This is a genomic window from Methylomonas sp. LW13 (assembly GCF_016865255.1).
Lineage (GTDB): Bacteria > Pseudomonadota > Gammaproteobacteria > Methylococcales > Methylomonadaceae > Methylomonas.
Genome location: NZ_CP033381.1, coordinates 2,779,084 through 2,797,724, shown reverse-complemented (window position 1 = coordinate 2,797,724; position 18,641 = coordinate 2,779,084). Strand labels below are relative to the sequence as shown.

Genomic DNA, 18,641 nt, shown 5'->3' with positions numbered 1-18,641 from the left:
CGAGCTGTATGCCACAGGTTACAAGTTTCACACCATAACCCTGTCAATACTGACAGTTGTTGCAAGACCTGATCCTGAGTTGTAATTAACCCAAAATAATCCGTTTCTATTTAGAGACTGCCGGAGTCCAAATGCTAGGTGAAACCACAGGTGCCGTTCGGGTGTTATTGCGACTGGAGGGATTGTGCGTGCTGCTTGCCGCCTGCATCGCTTACGCAAAACTCGATCTGGACTGGGGTACTTTTGCACTCTATTTCCTGATCCCCGATATTTCGTTGCTCGGTTATTTCGCCGGCGCCAAAGTTGGCGCTATTAGCTATAACACCGCGCATTCATACCTCGGTGCCGTTGCCAGTCTGGTGATCGGTTTTACGGTTCCGTCGTCGGCCCTGCAATGCGCCGGTTTAATCTGGTGTGCCCATATCGGTTTTGACCGGGCGCTGGGTTACGGACTCAAATATCCGGCGGGATTCGGTTTTACCCATCTTGGCCGCATCGGGCGATGGGCTGCCAAACACTCGGAAGCGCAATAACCGGGTTTAAGGCCCGAAACAGGTAAGGAACAAAAGATGGCTTTTACACTCGACAAGGTCGTACCCTGGGGACGTTCATACGCTGAATATGTCAGCATGTTTAGCCTGACCGATGCCGATCTGGGCAGGCATATTTTGGGGTGCGGTGACGGGCCTGCCGGATTCAACGTTGAATTGACCAAACGTGGCGGGCATATCGTTTCATTTGACCCTGTCTACATGTTTGATGTCGAGCAGATCAAAAGCCGCATTGCCGAGACCTATGAAACCATCATGGCTCAGATGCGTATCAATCAAAACGACTACATCTGGGATGCCATTCCATCGATAGAGGCGCTCGGAGAAATCCGCCTGTCGGCCATGGATTCTTTTCTTGCCGATTTCGAGTTGGGCAAACAACAAGGCCGATACGTCGCCGGAGAGTTACCCGTACTGCCTTTTGAAGACAGACAATTCGATATGGCCTTGTCATCGCATTTTTTGTTTTTGTACAGCGCACACTTGTCGGCGGAGTTTCATTTTCAGGCGCTACAGGAAATGTTGCGTGTAGCCCGGGAGGTGCGGATATTCCCGCTGCTGGCGCTGGATGGGGCAATTTCGCCTTATCTTTCCCTCGTCTGTGAAGAATTTGGCAGCCGAGGGTTTGACGTACAGATCGTCAAGGTTGATTACGAATTTCAACGCGGCGGAAATCAAATGCTGGTCATCAAGTCTCAATAGCGAACATGGATTAATAAAGCAACCATCGCAGGTGAATACGCGCATGACATTGGAGTTTATACAAGCGACGCCGGACCACGCAGATATTATAGGTTCACTGGTCGTCCAATTGACGCAGGAAATCTGCGAGCGCACGCATGCGCAGCATTTTGATATTGATTTGCAAAGTACGGTCCGGCGCTGCGCCGAGCTGTTATCGGCGGGCCACTACGCGGCTATTGTTGGCTGGTCGGATAATAGCCCGGTTGCTGTTTCGACCATCACCGAAACCTATGCCTTATACGCCGGCGGCAAAATCGGCCTGATTCAAGAGTTTTATGTAATTCCCGAGTTTCGCTGTTCGGGTGTCGGCGCGCTGTTGATGGAGCAGGTGAGAATTTATGGGCAGCGGCGCGGTTGGTCGTGCCTGGAGCTATGCACGCCGCCGCTCCCGGAGTTTGAACGGACATTACGTTTTTATCAGCATAACGGTCTTATGCCGGTCGGCGGTCGGAAAATGAGACAGAATTTAGCTAGCAATCACTAAACACGCATGCGCTTTGCGTTAGTTGCCATGGAGAAAGGTTGATGAAATACATTAGATGGCTAGCCGTGATTTTCCTGTTGGTGCCGATTTCCGCGTTGGCTTTTTTCAAACCGGTCCGGGTACTGATCCCTGAAGCATTCGGCGTCCATTGCAACCAACAAAAACTATGCGTGGATGATGTCTCTCAGCTTGCAACCGCTGAGTTATTGCTCAACGGCTCCAAAAATTATCTTGAAACACAATGGGGCTTGTCCATTGGCGAGCCGAAGATCATCTTTTGCAGCACGGAGCAATGCCGATCTGCATTCGGCCTATCCAACAAAGCCGGATTCACCTTGGGCAGTTTCGCTATCGTCATCGCGCCGAGAGGTTGGCAGCAACACTACGTAGCGCATGAACTCATTCATCATTGGCAGGCCGATCAATTTGGTAGCCTAGTGCTGCTAAGCGGTGAGCAATGGCTAATCGAAGGCATGGCCTACGCGCTGAGCAAGGATCCGCGTAGTGAACTGCATGAGCCCTTTGAATCCTACCGGCAACAGTTCAATGACTGGCATAAACGCCATGCCGATATTCCACTTGAGGAATCGCTGGGCGGGTTTCTATAAAATGGCGTCGAGGCTTAGGTCATCCAATCCGTCCATACCGCCAACATCAACTATGTGGTCAGTCATGGGCTGTTTGCCGTGCGTAAGAGGCTTCTCGCTATGAACAATATTTGTGTCATCTTCGATTTGGACGGTACGCTGGTCGACAGCGAGGGACTGGGCAATCAGGCTTTTCTTGACCTACTTCCACAATTGCATGATTCACTGGAAGCCTTGATCGAGCGTTATCGCGGCCAAAAACTAAGCTCGATTATGATTGATCTTGAAAACCGTCTTGGCCTAACGCTGCAAGATTCGTTTGAACAGCGCTATCGCCAGCGGGTTGCAGAACTTTTCGCCCGTGATTTGCAACCCATGCCAGGCGTTTTGGAAATGCTCGCAACCCTGAACGCGCCGAAATGCATTGCCTCCAGCGGACCGCTTGCGAAAATCCGTCAGGCCTTGGAAGTTAGCGGCCTGGCTGTTTATTTTGGTGACAATCTATTCAGTTCGTATCAGATCGGTTCGTGGAAACCCGATCCAGGGCTATTCCAATATGCCGCCCGTGCGATGGGCTTTGTGCCTGGTCAGTGCGTGGTGATAGAAGATAGCGAAGTGGGGGTAATGGCTGCCTTAGCAGCAGGGATGACGCCGCTTTACTATGTACCTACCAGCCTGACTACTTCATATAGGACCGAAGGCCATGTTGTATTCGATGACATGGCTAAGCTGCCGCAACTGCTCGAGCAATTTGCGAATACAATCCAGTTCAACCGTTAGCCGTTCAATCATGCAAAATGTTCGCCCGTATTAAAGACCACAGGAAAGAAGTATGACCGCAAAAGAACACTATGATCGGCATCTTGCCGACATTTATGCATGGATGGTTGGAGACTTCGATGCCAGGCGAAAAGAATTTCAACAATTCTTGGTGGCAAACGACCTTTATCCAAATAGTACCTCAATCGCCTTAGACCTGGGGGCAGGGCATGGTGTCCAAAGCGTATCCTTGGCCAAACTGGGATACACGGTAAAAGCAATCGACTTTAACCAACAGCTCCTATCCGAATTGATCGACAATGCGCAGAGACTTTCCGTTACCTGTTTTAATGACGATATTCGTCAGGTCAAAGAATATGCCGATCCCAAACCTGAACTGATTGCTTGCTGTGGCGACACACTGACGCATCTCGAAAGTTTGGATGAAATTAGGCAATTCATTATCGATTGCTGCGAATCGTTAATTGAAAGCGGAAAACTGGTTTTATCTTTTCGAGACTATTCAACGCCACTCACGGGCGATCAGCGCTTTATTCCGGTAAAAAGTGACGACACTAAAATACTGACCTGCTGCCTGGATTGTGAGGCAGACCGGGTTCGGGTGACGGATTTGTTGCAGATTAAAACGGAAAACGGCTGGCAGCAAAAAGTGAGTTCCTACTATAAAGTCCGTGTCTCTCCAGACGAGGTCGTGAAAATCCTTGCCGATTGTGGCTTAAGGGTGACGTTTAACGAAGTCGTTAACCGAATGACGAACATCATAGCGATTAAACCCTAACTTCGAGAGATGGCATGAGCGAATTTAAAGGCGGTTGCATATGCGGAGCGGTTCAATACGCAGTGAAATCCGCGCCGCGTTTGTCTTTTTTATGCCAATGCCGGCAGTGTCAAAGAATCACCGGTACAGGCCATTCGGCGGAGTTTGTGGCATCGGCAAACGACACGATGATTTCGGGAGCGCTGAAATTTTACGAACTGACTGCCGATAGCAGCAATACCGTCACGAGCGGCTTTTGTCCGACTTGCGGCAATCCGGTTTTAAAGAAATCATCGGGTTATCCGGGCATGCTGTTTTTTCATGCCGCCACTTTGGACAACCCCGGTTTGTTTAAGCCGCAAACCGTTTTTTGGCACGCAAGCCATCAGCCTTGGGACTTTGTCGATCCAAGTCTTGAATTAAAAGAACACGTCTAATCTGAGGAAACACCGAAATGAGCATGATGAAACGCGCACTCCTGGTCTTTATTGTATTGGTGTCCTGCGTCGGTTGCGATCAGGTTACCAAGTCGGTAGCCCAATCGTTTTTATCCGAGACCGAAGTCTGGTCGTTTTGGGGCGATACCGTGCGCTTGCAGTTGGCTCACAACCACGGCGCATTTTTGGGCCTGGGTTCGTCGCTTCCTGAAAACCTCCGAGAAAGTTTATTCTCGTTTGCTGTAGCCGGAATGTTAATCGCTTTGCTGGGTTACATCCTGTTTTCAAAGTCGGCCTCGCCGTCCTCGATCCTGGCCTATGCGTTGTTATTGGCGGGTGGCTTGGGCAATCTGATTGATCGATTGATATACAGCGGTTATGTGGTGGATTTTATCAACATAGGCATTGGGCCGATCCGCACTGGCGTGTTCAATGTCGCCGACGTGGTCGTGGTCGTTGGCGCACTGATGTTGTTTACCGGCATGCCCCGTGTTAGCAAACGGTTGTCCGCGCGATGAATCCGTTCAGCGAATATCCACAATATGATGCCTTGGGTCTGGCGCAACTGGTGCAATCCGGCGAAGTTACAGCAGGGGAATTGCTGAAGGCGGCTCGGGCGCGCTTGGCCGCGTGTAATCCGTTGCTGAATGCCGTCGTCACGCCGATGGATGATCTAGCGGAATCGCTGGTGAAAAACCTGGGCAACCGTGGACCGTTTACCGGCGTGCCGTTTCTGGTCAAGGACTTGATGCTGCGTTTCGCGGGTATCCCTATGTCGAACGGCAGTGTGGCCATGAAGGATTACCGTCCCGCCGCCGATAGCGAGATGGCCGCTCGGCTCAATGCCGCCGGACTAATTACCTTCGGTAAGACCAATACCTCGGAGCTGGGCGCATCGTCGCTAGCCAACAATGCCGTATTCGGCAGCACCCGCAACCCCTGGAATCTAAGCCTCAATTCGGGTGGCTCCAGCGGCGGCAGTGCCGCAGCCGTGGCCGCCCGCATCGTGCCGATGGCTTATGCCAGCGATGGCGGCGGTTCGATCAGATTGCCGGCGTCCTATTGCGGCATCTTCGGTTTCAAACCGTCCCGAGGATTGAACCGCTTCGAGGATTTATCGAAGGCGTGGGGCGGGGCGGTGGTCAGCCACGTTTGCACGATCAGCGTCCGCGACAGCGCCGCCTATCTGGATTTAGTGGCCGGCCACACCGACCCTGCTGCGATCTACCCGGCTCCCACATCTTACTTGCACGCCTCCACCCAGCCACCGAAACGGCTGAAAATTGCGCTGATCAAGCAAGCGCCTGTCGAGACCTCGATACACCGCGACTGTCTTTCTGCCGTGGCTAAAGCCGCCAAATACTGCGAAGCACTCGGCCATGTGGTGGAGGAGGCGGCCTGGAATTTCGACGGTCGCGAATTGATGCGCGCCTTTCTGACCGTGATTTTTTACTATACCGCGCGGGATGTCGCCAACATGGCACAGTGGTTGGAGCTGACCGAGTCCGAACTGACCATTGAGTTGAACACCCGGCTGATGGCCGGCATCGGCAAAGGCGTGAGCGACGGACAGCTGCAGCAGGCCTTGGTTGTCTGGCAGCGGATCGCCGGACGGTTGGCGGATTTTCATCACCGCTACGACGTGATCCTGACGCCGACGGTCGCCACGCCGCCGTTGGCATCCGACGCACTCGATCCCAATATTTTGGAACGATGGCTGATGCGCGGATTGCTGGCGACCGGCTTGGCCGACAAGCTATTCTGCAACCGCTTGCTGGATGCGATCATCACCAAAGCCGTGCAGCAAACGCCGTTCACCCCGCTTGCCAACATCACAGGCCAACCGGCGATGTCGGTGCCGCTGTATTGGAGCGATGATGGTTTGCCGCATGGCGCGCAGTTCATGGCGGCAACCGGCAACGACCGGTTACTGTTCCAACTGGCCGCCCAGTTCGAACAGACCGAACCTTGGAAACGCAAAATGCCGCCGTTATGCCATCAATAGAATTCAGCCAATTCGGTGCCGCCGACGGCCAACCGGTGATCTATTTCCACGGTACGCCGGGCTCGCCCGACGAATGCGAAATTTTTGACCTTCATGGCAAACAACATCGGCTGACCATCATTTGTTACGACCGCTCGACCAGAGCTCCTAGCTTGCAAGGCGACGCCTATTACCAATACATCGCCGATGAGATTGCCAACAAGGTTGACGATAAGCCCGTCGATTTTATCGGCTTTTCCATCGGCGCTTTCATTGCCTTGCAAGTTTGCCGGGTGATGAACGGCAAGGTTCGCAGCCTGCATTTGGTTTCCGCCGCCGCACCGTTGGAGGCTGGCGAATTTATCGACGCGGCGGCGGGAAAGGCCGTTTTCCGATTGGCTCAAAATCATCCGTCCGCTTTTATGTGGCTGGCTCGAGTACAAGGATGGCTAGCGAGTAGGTTTCCCGGCCTGTTGTTGCGGATGTTGTTTTCCAGCGCGGCCGGCGAAGACAAGGTTTTAGCAGAGGACAAGACGTTTCGGACCACCATGACCAAAATGCTCAAAACCTGTTTCAAGTGCGATTCGCTAGGCTATGCTCGCGACATCATCGCCTACGTGCAGCCCTGGAAAGCGACGCTGGCCGATGTCAGCACCGATACTCATATCTGGCACGGCGCGGAAGACAACTGGTCGCCGGTTGCGATGGCGGATTATTGGGCATCGGCGCTGCCTGACTGTTCGAACATCACGGTACTGGACGGGCTTTCCCATTATTCCTGCCTGCATCGAAGTGCGCCGACGATCTGTATGTCGATCAACACCTTAAATTAGCCGAGGAATTTACGCACCCATGACCAAATCAATCGCACTGCTTGGCGAATACACTCCGACATTTTCGCCGCATCTGTCGACCAATACCGCCATCGAACATGTCAAGGCGGCGTTCGGTTTGGATATTAGCTCCGACTGGGTTTCAACTGCCGACATCGACCAAACGCTGTTCGAGCGCTGTTCCGGTATCTGGATCGCCCCCGGCAGCCCATATAAGAACATTGACAAAACATTGGCGGCAATTCGCCATGCCAGAGAAAACAACATCCCATGCTTCGGTACCTGCGGCGGCTTTCAACATATGATTATCGAATATGCTCGCAACGTGTTGGGATTTAAAGACGCACAGCATGCCGAGTACGATCCGTATGCCTCGAATTTATTTATCTCGCAGTTGGCTTGTTCGCTGGCCGGACGCGAGATGCAACTGAGCTTCGAACCCAACTCTCGCGTGGCAGCCATTTACGGTGCAACGACGGCTACCGAGCAGTATTACTGTAATTTCGGCATCAACCCGGACTATGTCGATGCGCTGAAACAAGGTCCCATGCAAATTAGCGGTGCCGATGCCGAAGGTGATATCCGGGTGATCGAGTGGCCTGGACATCCATTTTTCGTCGGTACGCTGTTCGTGCCGCAAGCCCGATCCACGCCGGAACGACCGCACCCTTTGGTTTCGGCTTTTTTAAGGGCCGTGGAAAACCTATGAATGCTTATCTCATTTTGGATCTAACGATCCATGATTTTGATCGATTCCGAGAATACATCTTGAAAATACCGGCAGTCATAGAAAAACATTCCGGAAGGTACGTGGTCCGGGGCGAACAGCCTACCGTTATAGAGGGTGATTGGACGCCTGAAAGGGTTGTTGTCATCGAGTTTCCATCACGAGAACAAGCTAACGGCTTTCTTCAAGACCCCGAAGCGCAACCGCTTTTTTCATTGCGCCATCAAACGACTACCAGCAAACTCGTTTTAGTGGATGGATGTTTGTAACGCAATCGTAAAGTCCAACATATCAATGGTTAGATCATCAAAATGGCGCAAATCAAAATATACGGCATCAAAGACCATCTCAACCCCATCAAACGGCCATTGTCCGATGTGATTCATGAGTGTGTGGTGGAAGCGCTGCAGTTTCCGCAAGATAAGAGAGCGCATCGATTCTTTCCTATGGAAAAAGACGACCTGTTCGCGCCATGCGGCAGGACCGACGCCTACACGATTATCGAAATCAGCATGATCACCGGCCGGGAGACCGCCACCAAGAAAAAACTCATCCGTTTGCTGTTCGACCGCATTCAGGAACAGATCGGCATTGCCCACCAGGACATCGAAATTTGCATATATGAAAGTCCTGCCTGCAATTGGGGATTCCGCGGCATGCACGGCGACGAAGTGACCTTGAATTACCAAATCAATGTCTAGTGCCAGCAACACTTAAGCGGCCAGTATCCAGCAAGAACACATGTATATACCTAAGCATTTCGAAGAACCCAGCATCGATGTCATGCAGACATTGATACGCGATTATCCGCTAGCAACATTGGTCGCCTCATCCGCCAGTGGTTTGAACGCAAACCACATTCCGTTGCATTGGGTAGAGGAGGGCGGTTCACCTTACGGCAGCTTGCGAGGTCATATCGCCCGCTCGAATCCGCTGTGGACGGACTTCGACCCGCAAACCGAAGTATTTGCGGTGTTTCAGGCAGAAAACGCCTACATCTCGCCATCCTGGTATGCGACCAAACCCCAAACCGGCAAGGTGGTGCCCACCTGGAATTATGCCGCTGTGCATGCTTACGGCAGGCTACGGGTGATTGATGATTCAGTTTGGATTCGCCGGCAATTGGAGTCTATGACGCGGGAGTTCGAAGCTGGTTTTCCCGAGCCCTGGTCTGTATCGGACGCGCCTGCCGATTTTACCGAACGCTTGATCACACAGATTATCGGCATAGAAATCAGCGTGACGCGGCTGCAAGGCAAGTGGAAAGTCAGCCAAAACCAGCCGCCGGAAAACCAAAATAGCGTGATCAAAGCTTTGCGAGAATCCGGCCAGTCGGCCATGGCGAGTTTGGTCGCCGATGCAGCCAAGCCTTGAGTCCGACCATTGAGAGAAGTCGTCATGAAGCCATTTGCAGTTCGCCAAGCTACGCTGTCCGACCTGGAAGCACTCATTCCGTTATTCGACAGTTACCGCCGGTTTTACGGTAAACCCAGCGATCCGAATGCGGCGAAATCATTTTTGCGGGATCGATTCGAACACGGCGAATCGGTACTGTTCCTGGCCGAGCAGGACAATAGAACCACCGGCTTTGTCCAGCTATACCCCAGCTTTTCGTCCGTCTCGCTGGCTCGAACCTTCATTCTCAACGATCTATTCGTCGATGCCGGATTTCGTAGGCAAGGCATTGCCGGTCGGCTCATAGCTGCGGCAGTCGAATATGCGGCCAGCTTGGGCGCTGTTCGCCTGACCTTGTCAACGGCAGTAATCAACACCGAGGCGCAGGGGCTTTATCGAACAACAGGCTGGACGCGCGACGAACAGTTTTATGTCTACCATTTGCCGATCCCGGCCATTGAACTTTTAAGCGAATAAATCATGAATGCTTTGTATGATTGGTTCGGTATGAACCAAGAAATTTTTTACGCCGTTAATGGCTGGCATGGACCTTTGATTGATGCGTTGATGTTGACTGGTACAGCGGTTGGTGACTTCAGAAATATGCCTTGGATACTTGGTGTAATACTCCTTGCGATCGCCTTTCAGCAACTATTTCCGTTTAATGCGGAGCGGCTCCCATCGCTGCCAGGCTTGAAACAGCTGCTAATGCGTTTAATGCTCGGTTATATGGTGACTGCGGGAACTGTGGCACTGTTGAAGATCGGGTTCGACATGCCTAGACCTAGTGCCGTGCTGCCCTCAGGACGTGTTACCGTTTTGGCTCTGCCGGAATCAAGACACAGTTTCCCCAGTGGTCATTCTGCGTTTGCGATGCTGATCATGACGATGTTTTGGCCGTTATTAACAATTCGCGATCGGTTGTTGTTAGCCGTTATGACGCTATGGGTAGGCCTATCGCGAATCAATGTGGGAGCCCACTTTCCGGCTGATGTGTTGGCGGGTTATGTCTGTGGGATAGTCGGCGGCTTGCTTGCCAATAAGGCCGTTATGAGTCGGCTAAGATGAAAATACTGTAGATGTGTAATGCTTAGGAGAACGGGAATATGAAACATCACATCATCACCGTAATGATTTTAGCGGTAGCCGTGGCTTGTTATCTGGCCGGCTATTCCGGTGTTGGTAAAACCGCCTTCATCGTTGGCGCAGGCTTCGAGACGTGGTTTTGGATTCGGCTCTTGATCAAACGTCCGTCCGCTTAAAGCAGATTAGTGTTCGACGCTGATTGGCAGCCGGGTACGTGGCGCGCGGCAGATCGTTCACCGGTGGGCACAAGCTGAAGCGCCTCTTACTAATTGCCAAAACAGAGCCCCGATGCACCATTCAAACGAAATGTTAAGCCAGGAACTGGTGGCGATGGCAAAAAACGACCTTTCAGTACGGGAGGCGTTGGTCGCCGATGGCTCTCTAGGCCACGCTCTCTATCACCCGCATATGGAAGCCGTACATATCAGCAATGCCGCTCGCCTGATGGCCATCATGGACCAATATGGTTGGCCCGGAAACAGTCTGGTGGGCGAGGAGGGAGCTTGGGCGGCCTGGTTGATCGTGCAACATGCTATCGGCAATCCCCCATTCATGCGGCATTGCCTATCTTTGCTGAAGCAAGCCGCTGCCAACAACGACGTGATGTCTTGGCAAGTTGCGTTTCTGGAAGACCGCATTCGCATGTATGAGGGAAAACCTCAATGTTACGGGACTCAATTCCAGCCGAATAAGAACGGCGAACTGGAACCGTATCCAATCGAGAATCCGGAATCCGTCAACGATCGACGGCTTGCGGTCGGTTTGAATACCATCGAGGAAAGAACCGCCGAATTAACAGCGCAAAGCACTCGCGAGAATATTTCAACCCCGCCCGACCTGGACGCGCAATATCAACAATGGCTTTATTCCGTGGGCTGGAGGGTCGCAAGTTGAAGCCCGACAACCGGTTCGGATATTGTTCGATTTTCTCGTACCATCCAACCCTCCGTTGGCTGACATGAAATTGGTATGGTCTCGGCGCTTTCGCTTCTTGTGCTTCGGGTTGGCAATCACATGTTTTGCCGCGCTATCGGGAGCCGTTTATCAAGCCGAAAGAACCGTGGCCGACCTTGCCGCATTCCCGCCACCTGGGCGCATGATTTCGGTGAATGGCGTGAAGCTTCATCTTTACCGCATCGGTTCCGGTTCGCCAACGCTGGTTCTCGAAGCGGGCCTTGGCGAAAACGTGTTGAGTTGGCATCCGGTCCAAGCCAAGCTTGCACAGACCATGCGCGTTTGTGCCTACGACCGCCCCGGATTGGGCTGGAGCGATCCCGTAGACACAGCCATCCACCCGGAAGATGTAGCTAAAAACCTGCATACGCTACTCAACGATGCCGGTATTACGCCGCCTTTTGTGCTGGTCGGTCATTCTCGTGGCGGAATCTACGTGCGTGCTTTCTATCACCAGTTTCCCGAAGATACGCAGGGTATCGTTCTTGTCGATTCGACGCATGAGCAAAGCCCGATGCACCAGTATCCCTATGCCTCGTGGGACTACCGCAAACAAGCCATACAGATTGCAGTGGCCGAGCCGTTATCGCGAATTGGTCTCGTAAGGCTGTTGGGGATTGCCGATGCCGACCGCAAGCCTTCTCCGCTACCGGCGGCAATCCTGGCAGCGAAAACGGCGGTACAGAATCGCACCGATACCGCTCATGCGGTGGTCAATGAAATTGCCGTCATGCGCCGAGGGCTCGATCCGGCCACACCGCCTCCGGGCAGCTTAGGCAATCTCGTGTTATTGGTTCTAACCGCCGGCAACTTGGTGGACCTGGATTATGTCGCGCGCGAAGCGGAGAGATCGGGCAAAGATGTCGAAGCGGAAAAAGCACTTGCCAAAATTCAACAGGCCGAGCAGGACGAACTAGTCCATCTGTCCAGCCATTCACGGCTTATCATCGTCAGCAACAGCGGCCATTTCATCATGCAGGATCAAGCCGATGAATTTGTCGGCGCCGTGAGCGAGTTTGCGAAACCTCTTGCTCAGAAATAGGATGGCGAACGGCTGACCAATTTTTCCGCCGGGCTTGCGCGAAGTGCCAAAATCAACGTTTAAGAAACCAAGGGGATATATCGCTCGTGTTCGAACTCTACATTGCCAATAAAAACTACTCATCATGGTCGCTAAGACCTTGGATACTGATGCGTGAGCTCGGCATACCATTTGTCGAAAAGCTCGTCCCGTTTGCCCAAACCGATGAAACTAACGCCTTCCACAGTTTTTCGCCGACCGGAAAGGTACCCTGTCTGATCGACGGCGAAACAGTGGTCTGGGATTCGCTGGCGATTACCGAATATTTAGCCGAGCGAACGCCGGCGGTTTGGCCGGCCGATGCCTTGGCACGAACCTGGGCGCGTTGCGCGGTTGCGGAAATGCATTCGGGGTTTCAGGTACTGCGGTGCGGATTACGAATTCAAATTGCATCGCCTTCGCCGGCCTTGGAAAAGGATCTGGCGCGACTGAATGACCTATGGCATGAGGGCCTGACTCGCTTTGGCGGTCCCTACCTGGCTGGACCTGCTTTTACCGCCGTCGACGCTTTCTTCGCGCCCGTCGCGTTTCGCGTACAAACTTATGGACTGGAAATGACTCCGGCTTGCCGAACCTACGCCGATCGTTTGTTGGCCTTGCCCGCCATGCGTGACTGGTATGCGGCTGCGCTAAGCGAGACCTGGCGAGATGAAGAACACGAACAGATGGCCAGAAACGCCGGAACTTGGCTAGACGACTATCGTAAGGTTGGCTTGTAACCTCCGCTGCAAAATTTAAACAATGTCATGAAATACGCCAGTCGCCCCAGCCGAAAGCATTAGAACCATCGACTTAAACCTAACCGACAACCACGATATGATCAAAAAAGTAGGTAGCACAATCATTAATGCCAAACACCGCGCCACCTGCCATTGCGGCGCGGTGGAACTCGAACTCGATCTTCTCGACGGCATTGTCGATCCACGCCGTTGCGATTGTTCGCTATGCCGGCGCAAAGGCGCCATTATGGCATCGGTTCCGCTATCGGGAATCAGGGTCGTTAAGGGTCAAGAGCACTTAAAGCTTTATCAATTCAACACCATGAGCGCCAAACATTATTTTTGTTCGAATTGCGGCATCTATACCCACCATCAACGCCGTTCGATGCCTAGCCAGTACGGCTACAACGTCGGCTGCCTGGAAGGTGTTAATCCGTTTGATTTGGGCGAAGTGCGAACCGGTGACGGTATCAATCATCCGGCGGACCGGCAGTCGCGTTGATCAGCGAGCTATCGGTCAAGATTTTTTATGTCTAATTTCCAAGACGCTCCGCTGCAGTCGAGACACCATGGCATGGAAGCTGAAAACGTATATCAGGTTTTCGATTGGCTTTGGTGTTCCGCGCAACTGACTGAGAAGGACATCGCCAAACTTCCGGCGCTTGGCATAGAGGCGGTGATTAACTTGGCGCCGCCAACGGCTAGCAACGCATTGCCAGGCGAAGCAGAATTGGTTGCAGCCCAAGGCATTGCATATATGCAAATTCCCGTGGCGTGGGAACACCCCAGACTTAATCAGTTGGAACAGTTCTTGGGTGTTATCAAGGTATTCGAAGGACATAAAGTCTGGGTGCATTGCGCAAAAAATATGCGAGCATCCTCGTTCATTTATCTCTATCGCAGGCTGTACTTGGCGGAAGAGGAGGTGATTGCATCGTATCCGATGAGCGAAATCTGGGCGCCGAATCCCATCTGGCAAACGTTTATTCGTAATGTACTGAGTACAGCGCTCTAGCTCATTCACTGGGCTGGTTGTTTCTGCAAAGCGCCAACCTGATGGGGTTTGAATGGCATATCGTTTTAAATGTACTAAGGAATCATCACGACATGATTAAAATTTGGGGAAGGCGTAGCGCATACAATGTGCAGAAGGTGTTATGGACTATTGGTGAGTTGGGTTTGGCATATCAGCATATTGATGCCGGCGGCAGTGCGGGCGGTCTCGATCAGCCCGATTTTCAAGCCATGAATCCGCATGGCCGTATTCCGGTGTTGGTCGATGACGACCTGACAGTTTGGGAGTCCAACAGCATCGTCCGCTATTTGTGCGCCAATTACAGTCGTGATCATTTGTGGGCCGAAGCGCCGGCAAAACGCTCGTTGGCGGAGCGCTGGATGGACTGGGAGCTGGCAACACTGCAACCAGATTTTCTGGATTTGTTTTGGGGATTTTACCGCACGCCGGAGGCACTACGGGATCAGCAGAAAATTCAGCATGCCGCTATGCGCTGCCAAAAACATTTTGCCATCTTGGATGCGCATCTTGCCGAACAGGCTTTTTTGGCGGGCGATGCGTTCAGTATGGGCGATATTCCCGTCGCCACCTCGCTTTATCGATATTTTGAAATGGGCATTCCCACTCCGAAAATACCTAATGTTCGCAGATGGTACGCTGCGCTTTGCGAACGTAAAGCTTACCGCGAACATATCATGACCACCTTTGATGAGTTGTACGCTCGACAAACGTTTTAATGCCGTTGGCAAGTAGAGAAAAAAATGATTTTGGAAATTGCAATACTCAACGTCATTGCCGGACGGGAGCTGGAGTTTGAGACTGCCTTTCGTAAGGCGTCAGGCATTATCGCCTCAATGAACGGCTATATTTCGCATCAATTACAGCGCTGCATAGAAAACCCCAACCGATATGTATTGTTGGTCAATTGGGATTCGCTGGAGGATCATACCGAAGGCTTTCGCGGCTCAATCCAATACGACGAATGGCGTGCCTTACTGCATCACTTCTATGAACCGTTTCCGACGGTAGAACATTACTCGCTGGTGATGGAAAATCACCTCTAACACTTCTTCCTGTGTTACTGAGGAAAACGGTACTCCTAATAACAATGGCTATGGTCTTTATCGACTTCGACCAACGCCCCAATATTTAGGCGAACACAACATGCACATTTTCGAAAAACTCGGCGGCATCGCCATCATCGTGGGATCTTTATTGCTCAGCGCCTATGCGGTCTTGTTCCCGATCTTGTTACCGTTAGGGACGGGGGCTTTCGACTATGCCGAGGTGGTGCGCTGCCCAGGCTGGGTACCTTTAGCGCTGGTCGCCTTCGCTGGCGTGTTAGCGTTGCTGGTGGGGTTTTATGCCGTTTATGCCAAGATGCGTGACACGGCTGGATTGCGCGGTGCCGTCGGTTTTTTATTCGTGGAGGCGGCTTATTTGTTGCAGGCCTGCAAGGTGACTTGGGAGCTGTTTCTTTACCCAGTGATCGCCCGCTATCCGGAAACCGCTTTTCTGTTACGAGACGCCGTCATCAAAAACGATCCGGCGGTGTTGGCGTTTAGAATTTCGGCATCCGCGACGATATTGATCGGCATCGTGTTGTTTTGTCTGTCGATCTATCGTTCGACTATCTATCCCAAACCCGCGGCGGTATTGATCTTCACCGGAGCTTTGGTTTACGCGCTAGGGCCTGCGATTTCGGTATTCGTGTCTATCGTTGGGATTTTCATCTTTGCCATGGGCTGTATGTTGCTTGGGGTTCGCTTGCTACGCTGACTGCGACGGCTTCCTTTCGTAGTTCAATCAAACCGCGCATCTTGATTGGCGAAAACGCTAGAGCCCCTGAGCCGCCGGTGCTAATCTGCCGCCATCTTGGCTTGCAGGAATTTTACGATGAACGATATTCGCGATCCGGTTTACGCGCGACTGCTCAAGGCGGCGCTGGAGTGTTTCCTTGCCGACGAATACCACAAGGTTACCACTCGTGCAATTGCCGACAAGGCAGGCGTGAACGTCTCGATGATCCGTTATTACTTCGGCAACAAGGAAGGTCTCTATGAAGAGATGATACGTGAGACGCTCAAGCCCATCCTGGACATGCTCGACAGCGATACGCTGTCCGACGTCGGCGGCTTCACCGAATATCTGCGCTTCTATTACGACACCATGTGCAAGCATCCCGAGTTTCCCAAGCTTATTCTCAAGGTGCTTGCCCTCAACCACGGACCGGGCCGACGTTTTATCCTGCAATTGTTGGAACGTGGCCGCAGCGGTGGCGCGCGGCGGCTGGAACAACTGAAGGCAAGCTGTCAGGTCGATCAGGCGATCAATCCCGACGTGGCGCGGATAGCTTTCGTCAGCCTTGCAATGATGCCCATGCTGCTGAAAGACATCTTCGAGGAACAGATGGGCGGGCAGATGGACGAAGCCTTCCTCGACGAACTCGCCGCGCTTAACGGCAAACTGTTGGCGGCTGGCATGGCCATCGCACAACCGGGAGCATTGACATGAGATTGCAAAAGAATGCCGGCGCGGTGCGCCGTTTCGCCAAACTCGCTCGATTCGGCGCCTGGCTACAAAACCTGCCCAATAAACTCGTGCCGGCGCCGTTCCGCCTGATCCAGATCGGTTCGGCTTATTGGCAATCGCGGGCGTTGTATGTCGCCGCGCGACTAGATATCGCCGACGCGCTGGCCGATGGCGCGTTAAGCGCCGAAACCCTGGCCGAACGAGTCGCCGCCGACGCCGATGCACTTTACCGCTTGCTGCGCATGCTGGCGGCGGTGGGGGTGTTCGAGGAAGTCTCGCCGCGTCGCTTCCGCAACAACAAGCTTTCGTCTTGTTTGCGCCCGGATCATCCCCAAAGCGTGCGGGCGATGGTGCTGATGCACAATTCGCCGGAAATGAGCCGGCCGTGGTTCGAACAATTGGAACAGGGCGTGCGCAGCGGCGTGCCGTTCGAATTGGCGCACGGGCAGGCTTTTTACGACTACATGGACAGCCACTCGCAGCGGACAGCAGGCCATTGTGTCGCCGAAACTTGAGTGGCGATATTTCTGTCACGCTTGCATCCCTGGCAGGCCCCGCCTCCCGTGTGGTCGGCAAAACGGTGGCGTCCGACGATCTGCCGCACTCGCGCCAGTGCATTCCATTTGTTCTACGCATTTCCGGTATCAATTGAGCACGTTGAGTAAGGCGCGAAGATTAGGCGCTTGTTACAGTAGCGCTCGATTGAGGAGGTATGAAAGTGGACGATAAAACGGCCAGCGCGGCCTATGCCATGCGTTTCGATAGGGTTTTCGATTACATAGACCAACATCTGTTCAAGCCGTTGTCGGTCGACGAACTGAGCAAACAGGCCAATTTTTCCCGATTTCACTTTCAACGCCAGTTCTCCGCTTACACCGGGTTGAGCACGACGCGCTACATTCGGTTATTGCGCTTACGCAAGGCGTCTTACCAACTGGTATTTCAGGAGCGGCGCAGCATTACCGATATTGGCCTGGACGCCGGTTTCGAGAATGCGGAATCGTTTTCCCGCGCGTTCAAAAAATGCATTGGACAAACGCCTACTCAATTTCGAAAGCACCCGGCATGGCAGCCATGGAATGAGCGCATGCTATTACCCAAACGCCTAAGGAGTCCCCGGATGAACGTTACCATCGTCGATTTTTCAGAAACCCTAGTCGCAGCGCTGGAGCACCGTGCATCACCCAGCCTGCTTATGGACACGGTCAGAAAATTCATAACCTGGCGTAAGCAAAGCGGCTTGTCGCCGATCATCAGCAGTCGGACGTTTGGTATCGCGTATGACGACCCGACTAACACGCCCACGGACTCATTCCGATTCGATGTCTGCGGGGAGGTCAAGCAACTCGTGCCGGCCAATTTGCACGGCGTGGTCAACAAGCAGATTCCGGAAGGGCGATACGCCGTGGTGCGCCATATCGGTTCAACCGACCGTATCAGCGACAGTGTTTATTACCTCTACCGGGAGTGGCTGCCGGAAAGTGGTGAGGAATTGCGGGAATTTCCGGTATTTTTTCATTACATCAAACGCGTGTCTGAAACGGCCGAACACGAACAGGTTACCGATGTTTATCTGCCTTTGGTGTAAGCGGAAAGCGGTCTAACTGCCGAGCTAGGGTAAAACTCGGGGTGCGTGGAGAGCAGGGCCGGGTGAAGATAATCTTTGCCATCCCTTGTGAAAAAGCGGAAGACTAAGATTTAGCTTTTCCGATGGCCTCCAGGGAGAAGAGTGAGTAAGCAGGCGTGTCATCGGTGTAAAAAAATCAGAACTGCGATCGCCTTGGTAAACACCTGCGCTTGGTCGACCTACGCCGATTTCTTCCGCAATAAATAGCCGGAATAAGCCACGTGTTCCCGGCCGGCGACATCGACTAGAAAGCCGGTAGTAACGAACAATCGATCGATCAAACCAGCGTTGTGTGGTGTAGCGGATTTGAGATTCCAAAAAGCCAATCATCACTATCCAATAATCAGA

At 52.8% G+C, this 18,641-nt stretch carries 29 protein-coding genes; 28 read left to right on the top strand and 1 reads right to left on the bottom strand.

Features of this window, described 5'->3' with window-relative positions:
• Nucleotides 1–131: 131 nt before the first annotated feature.
• From JL719_RS12610 to JL719_RS12475, 28 genes are all read left to right on the top strand, one after another.
• The gene (locus JL719_RS12610; RefSeq protein ID WP_033158703.1) at nucleotides 132–533 is read left to right on the top strand and encodes a DUF4260 domain-containing protein; all 402 of its coding nucleotides are present in this window, start codon (nucleotides 132–134) and stop codon (nucleotides 531–533) included.
• Between the two features lie 36 nt (nucleotides 534–569).
• A complete protein-coding gene (locus JL719_RS12605; protein ID WP_033158702.1) occupies nucleotides 570–1,253 on the top strand; it encodes a class I SAM-dependent methyltransferase in 684 nt (227 codons plus the stop codon).
• A 43-nt stretch (nucleotides 1,254–1,296) separates the two neighbouring features.
• Entirely contained in the window at nucleotides 1,297–1,779 is a 483-nt protein-coding gene (locus JL719_RS12600; protein ID WP_033158701.1) for a GNAT family N-acetyltransferase, read from the top strand.
• 41 nt (nucleotides 1,780–1,820) lie between these two features.
• A complete protein-coding gene (locus JL719_RS12595) occupies nucleotides 1,821–2,387 on the top strand; it encodes a hypothetical protein (RefSeq protein WP_051670379.1) in 567 nt (188 codons plus the stop codon).
• A gap of 99 nt (nucleotides 2,388–2,486) precedes the next feature.
• Nucleotides 2,487–3,146, top strand: coding sequence for an HAD-IA family hydrolase (locus JL719_RS12590; protein WP_033158700.1), 660 nt, complete (start codon nucleotides 2,487–2,489; stop codon nucleotides 3,144–3,146).
• 52 nt (nucleotides 3,147–3,198) lie between these two features.
• A complete protein-coding gene (locus tag JL719_RS12585; RefSeq protein ID WP_033158699.1) occupies nucleotides 3,199–3,924 on the top strand; it encodes a class I SAM-dependent methyltransferase in 726 nt (241 codons plus the stop codon).
• Nucleotides 3,925–3,938: 14 nt separating this feature from the next.
• On the top strand, nucleotides 3,939–4,340 hold the full coding sequence (locus JL719_RS12580) for a GFA family protein (protein ID WP_033158698.1): 402 nt from the start codon (nucleotides 3,939–3,941) through the stop codon (nucleotides 4,338–4,340).
• Nucleotides 4,341–4,357: 17 nt separating this feature from the next.
• Nucleotides 4,358–4,858, top strand: a complete 501-nt coding sequence (gene lspA, locus JL719_RS12575) for a signal peptidase II (RefSeq protein ID WP_051670377.1) — start codon at nucleotides 4,358–4,360, stop codon at nucleotides 4,856–4,858.
• A complete protein-coding gene (locus JL719_RS12570; protein ID WP_033158697.1) occupies nucleotides 4,855–6,345 on the top strand; it encodes an amidase in 1,491 nt (496 codons plus the stop codon). The genes lspA and JL719_RS12570 overlap by 4 nt, the downstream gene beginning before the upstream one ends.
• Entirely contained in the window at nucleotides 6,333–7,157 is an 825-nt protein-coding gene (locus tag JL719_RS12565; protein WP_033158696.1) for an alpha/beta fold hydrolase, read from the top strand. Before JL719_RS12570 ends, JL719_RS12565 begins: the two co-directional genes overlap by 13 nt.
• A gap of 19 nt (nucleotides 7,158–7,176) precedes the next feature.
• On the top strand, nucleotides 7,177–7,866 hold the full coding sequence (locus JL719_RS12560; RefSeq protein ID WP_033158695.1) for a CTP synthase C-terminal region-related (seleno)protein: 690 nt from the start codon (nucleotides 7,177–7,179) through the stop codon (nucleotides 7,864–7,866).
• Nucleotides 7,863–8,153, top strand: a complete 291-nt coding sequence (locus tag JL719_RS12555) for a DUF1330 domain-containing protein (RefSeq protein WP_033158694.1) — start codon at nucleotides 7,863–7,865, stop codon at nucleotides 8,151–8,153. The genes JL719_RS12560 and JL719_RS12555 overlap by 4 nt, the downstream gene beginning before the upstream one ends.
• A gap of 42 nt (nucleotides 8,154–8,195) precedes the next feature.
• Complete coding sequence (locus JL719_RS12550; protein WP_033158693.1) at nucleotides 8,196–8,585, top strand: tautomerase family protein; 390 nt, start codon at nucleotides 8,196–8,198, stop codon at nucleotides 8,583–8,585.
• Between the two features lie 40 nt (nucleotides 8,586–8,625).
• Nucleotides 8,626–9,258: an FMN-binding negative transcriptional regulator gene (locus JL719_RS12545; RefSeq protein ID WP_033158692.1), complete on the top strand. Its 633-nt coding sequence runs from the start codon at nucleotides 8,626–8,628 to the stop codon at nucleotides 9,256–9,258.
• Between the two features lie 24 nt (nucleotides 9,259–9,282).
• Nucleotides 9,283–9,756: a GNAT family N-acetyltransferase gene (locus JL719_RS12540; RefSeq protein ID WP_033158691.1), complete on the top strand. Its 474-nt coding sequence runs from the start codon at nucleotides 9,283–9,285 to the stop codon at nucleotides 9,754–9,756.
• A gap of 3 nt (nucleotides 9,757–9,759) precedes the next feature.
• On the top strand, nucleotides 9,760–10,347 hold the full coding sequence (locus JL719_RS12535) for a phosphatase PAP2 family protein (RefSeq protein ID WP_051670375.1): 588 nt from the start codon (nucleotides 9,760–9,762) through the stop codon (nucleotides 10,345–10,347).
• Between the two features lie 38 nt (nucleotides 10,348–10,385).
• Nucleotides 10,386–10,541: a hypothetical protein gene (locus JL719_RS12530; RefSeq protein ID WP_165385957.1), complete on the top strand. Its 156-nt coding sequence runs from the start codon at nucleotides 10,386–10,388 to the stop codon at nucleotides 10,539–10,541.
• A 112-nt stretch (nucleotides 10,542–10,653) separates the two neighbouring features.
• Nucleotides 10,654–11,259, top strand: a complete 606-nt coding sequence (locus tag JL719_RS12525) for a DUF6624 domain-containing protein (RefSeq protein WP_033158690.1) — start codon at nucleotides 10,654–10,656, stop codon at nucleotides 11,257–11,259.
• Between the two features lie 166 nt (nucleotides 11,260–11,425).
• Nucleotides 11,426–12,361: an alpha/beta fold hydrolase gene (locus JL719_RS12520; protein ID WP_225892847.1), complete on the top strand. Its 936-nt coding sequence runs from the start codon at nucleotides 11,426–11,428 to the stop codon at nucleotides 12,359–12,361.
• An 86-nt stretch (nucleotides 12,362–12,447) separates the two neighbouring features.
• A complete protein-coding gene (locus JL719_RS12515; RefSeq protein WP_033158688.1) occupies nucleotides 12,448–13,119 on the top strand; it encodes a glutathione S-transferase family protein in 672 nt (223 codons plus the stop codon).
• Between the two features lie 97 nt (nucleotides 13,120–13,216).
• On the top strand, nucleotides 13,217–13,621 hold the full coding sequence (locus JL719_RS12510) for a GFA family protein (protein WP_033158687.1): 405 nt from the start codon (nucleotides 13,217–13,219) through the stop codon (nucleotides 13,619–13,621).
• 27 nt (nucleotides 13,622–13,648) lie between these two features.
• Nucleotides 13,649–14,134, top strand: coding sequence for a protein tyrosine phosphatase family protein (locus JL719_RS12505; protein ID WP_033158686.1), 486 nt, complete (start codon nucleotides 13,649–13,651; stop codon nucleotides 14,132–14,134).
• Nucleotides 14,135–14,226: 92 nt separating this feature from the next.
• The gene (locus tag JL719_RS12500) at nucleotides 14,227–14,871 is read left to right on the top strand and encodes a glutathione S-transferase family protein (protein WP_051670373.1); all 645 of its coding nucleotides are present in this window, start codon (nucleotides 14,227–14,229) and stop codon (nucleotides 14,869–14,871) included.
• 24 nt (nucleotides 14,872–14,895) lie between these two features.
• Nucleotides 14,896–15,198, top strand: a complete 303-nt coding sequence (locus tag JL719_RS12495) for an antibiotic biosynthesis monooxygenase family protein (RefSeq protein WP_033158685.1) — start codon at nucleotides 14,896–14,898, stop codon at nucleotides 15,196–15,198.
• A 100-nt stretch (nucleotides 15,199–15,298) separates the two neighbouring features.
• Nucleotides 15,299–15,913, top strand: coding sequence for a hypothetical protein (locus tag JL719_RS12490; RefSeq protein WP_033158684.1), 615 nt, complete (start codon nucleotides 15,299–15,301; stop codon nucleotides 15,911–15,913).
• A 117-nt stretch (nucleotides 15,914–16,030) separates the two neighbouring features.
• Nucleotides 16,031–16,648 (top strand): TetR/AcrR family transcriptional regulator, encoded by a 618-nt coding sequence (locus JL719_RS12485; RefSeq protein WP_033158683.1) that lies wholly within the window; start codon nucleotides 16,031–16,033, stop codon nucleotides 16,646–16,648.
• Nucleotides 16,645–17,181 (top strand): methyltransferase family protein, encoded by a 537-nt coding sequence (locus tag JL719_RS12480; protein ID WP_174843455.1) that lies wholly within the window; start codon nucleotides 16,645–16,647, stop codon nucleotides 17,179–17,181. Before JL719_RS12485 ends, JL719_RS12480 begins: the two co-directional genes overlap by 4 nt.
• A gap of 203 nt (nucleotides 17,182–17,384) precedes the next feature.
• Nucleotides 17,385–18,254, top strand: a complete 870-nt coding sequence (locus JL719_RS12475; protein WP_225892846.1) for an AraC family transcriptional regulator — start codon at nucleotides 17,385–17,387, stop codon at nucleotides 18,252–18,254.
• A 218-nt stretch (nucleotides 18,255–18,472) separates the two neighbouring features.
• Here JL719_RS12475 and JL719_RS12470 read toward each other — a convergent pair whose 3' ends face one another.
• Nucleotides 18,473–18,619 (bottom strand): hypothetical protein, encoded by a 147-nt coding sequence (locus JL719_RS12470; protein WP_165385956.1) that lies wholly within the window; start codon nucleotides 18,617–18,619, stop codon nucleotides 18,473–18,475.
• Between the last annotated feature and the right edge of the window lie 22 nt (nucleotides 18,620–18,641).

What these genes read in the sequence shown, in the direction of transcription:
- JL719_RS12555 (WP_033158694.1), top strand. Translation starts at nt 7,863, where the DNA reads ATGAATGCTTATCTCATTTTGGATCTAACGATCCATGATTTTGATCGA.
- JL719_RS12560 (WP_033158695.1), top strand. Translation starts at nt 7,177, where the DNA reads ATGACCAAATCAATCGCACTGCTTGGCGAATACACTCCGACATTTTCG.
- JL719_RS12490 (WP_033158684.1), top strand. Translation starts at nt 15,299, where the DNA reads ATGCACATTTTCGAAAAACTCGGCGGCATCGCCATCATCGTGGGATCT.
- JL719_RS12540 (WP_033158691.1), top strand. Translation starts at nt 9,283, where the DNA reads ATGAAGCCATTTGCAGTTCGCCAAGCTACGCTGTCCGACCTGGAAGCA.
- JL719_RS12590 (WP_033158700.1), top strand. Translation starts at nt 2,487, where the DNA reads ATGAACAATATTTGTGTCATCTTCGATTTGGACGGTACGCTGGTCGAC.
- JL719_RS12505 (WP_033158686.1), top strand. Translation starts at nt 13,649, where the DNA reads ATGTCTAATTTCCAAGACGCTCCGCTGCAGTCGAGACACCATGGCATG.
- JL719_RS12610 (WP_033158703.1), top strand. Translation starts at nt 132, where the DNA reads ATGCTAGGTGAAACCACAGGTGCCGTTCGGGTGTTATTGCGACTGGAG.
- JL719_RS12535 (WP_051670375.1), top strand. Translation starts at nt 9,760, where the DNA reads ATGAATGCTTTGTATGATTGGTTCGGTATGAACCAAGAAATTTTTTAC.
- JL719_RS12585 (WP_033158699.1), top strand. Translation starts at nt 3,199, where the DNA reads ATGACCGCAAAAGAACACTATGATCGGCATCTTGCCGACATTTATGCA.
- JL719_RS12480 (WP_174843455.1), top strand. Translation starts at nt 16,645, where the DNA reads ATGAGATTGCAAAAGAATGCCGGCGCGGTGCGCCGTTTCGCCAAACTC.
- JL719_RS12530 (WP_165385957.1), top strand. Translation starts at nt 10,386, where the DNA reads ATGAAACATCACATCATCACCGTAATGATTTTAGCGGTAGCCGTGGCT.
- JL719_RS12595 (WP_051670379.1), top strand. Translation starts at nt 1,821, where the DNA reads ATGAAATACATTAGATGGCTAGCCGTGATTTTCCTGTTGGTGCCGATT.
- JL719_RS12550 (WP_033158693.1), top strand. Translation starts at nt 8,196, where the DNA reads ATGGCGCAAATCAAAATATACGGCATCAAAGACCATCTCAACCCCATC.
- lspA (WP_051670377.1), top strand. Translation starts at nt 4,358, where the DNA reads ATGAGCATGATGAAACGCGCACTCCTGGTCTTTATTGTATTGGTGTCC.
- JL719_RS12605 (WP_033158702.1), top strand. Translation starts at nt 570, where the DNA reads ATGGCTTTTACACTCGACAAGGTCGTACCCTGGGGACGTTCATACGCT.
- JL719_RS12565 (WP_033158696.1), top strand. Translation starts at nt 6,333, where the DNA reads ATGCCATCAATAGAATTCAGCCAATTCGGTGCCGCCGACGGCCAACCG.
- JL719_RS12600 (WP_033158701.1), top strand. Translation starts at nt 1,297, where the DNA reads ATGACATTGGAGTTTATACAAGCGACGCCGGACCACGCAGATATTATA.
- JL719_RS12500 (WP_051670373.1), top strand. Translation starts at nt 14,227, where the DNA reads ATGATTAAAATTTGGGGAAGGCGTAGCGCATACAATGTGCAGAAGGTG.
- JL719_RS12510 (WP_033158687.1), top strand. Translation starts at nt 13,217, where the DNA reads ATGATCAAAAAAGTAGGTAGCACAATCATTAATGCCAAACACCGCGCC.
- JL719_RS12545 (WP_033158692.1), top strand. Translation starts at nt 8,626, where the DNA reads ATGTATATACCTAAGCATTTCGAAGAACCCAGCATCGATGTCATGCAG.
- JL719_RS12485 (WP_033158683.1), top strand. Translation starts at nt 16,031, where the DNA reads ATGAACGATATTCGCGATCCGGTTTACGCGCGACTGCTCAAGGCGGCG.
- JL719_RS12525 (WP_033158690.1), top strand. Translation starts at nt 10,654, where the DNA reads ATGCACCATTCAAACGAAATGTTAAGCCAGGAACTGGTGGCGATGGCA.
- JL719_RS12495 (WP_033158685.1), top strand. Translation starts at nt 14,896, where the DNA reads ATGATTTTGGAAATTGCAATACTCAACGTCATTGCCGGACGGGAGCTG.
- JL719_RS12570 (WP_033158697.1), top strand. Translation starts at nt 4,855, where the DNA reads ATGAATCCGTTCAGCGAATATCCACAATATGATGCCTTGGGTCTGGCG.
- JL719_RS12580 (WP_033158698.1), top strand. Translation starts at nt 3,939, where the DNA reads ATGAGCGAATTTAAAGGCGGTTGCATATGCGGAGCGGTTCAATACGCA.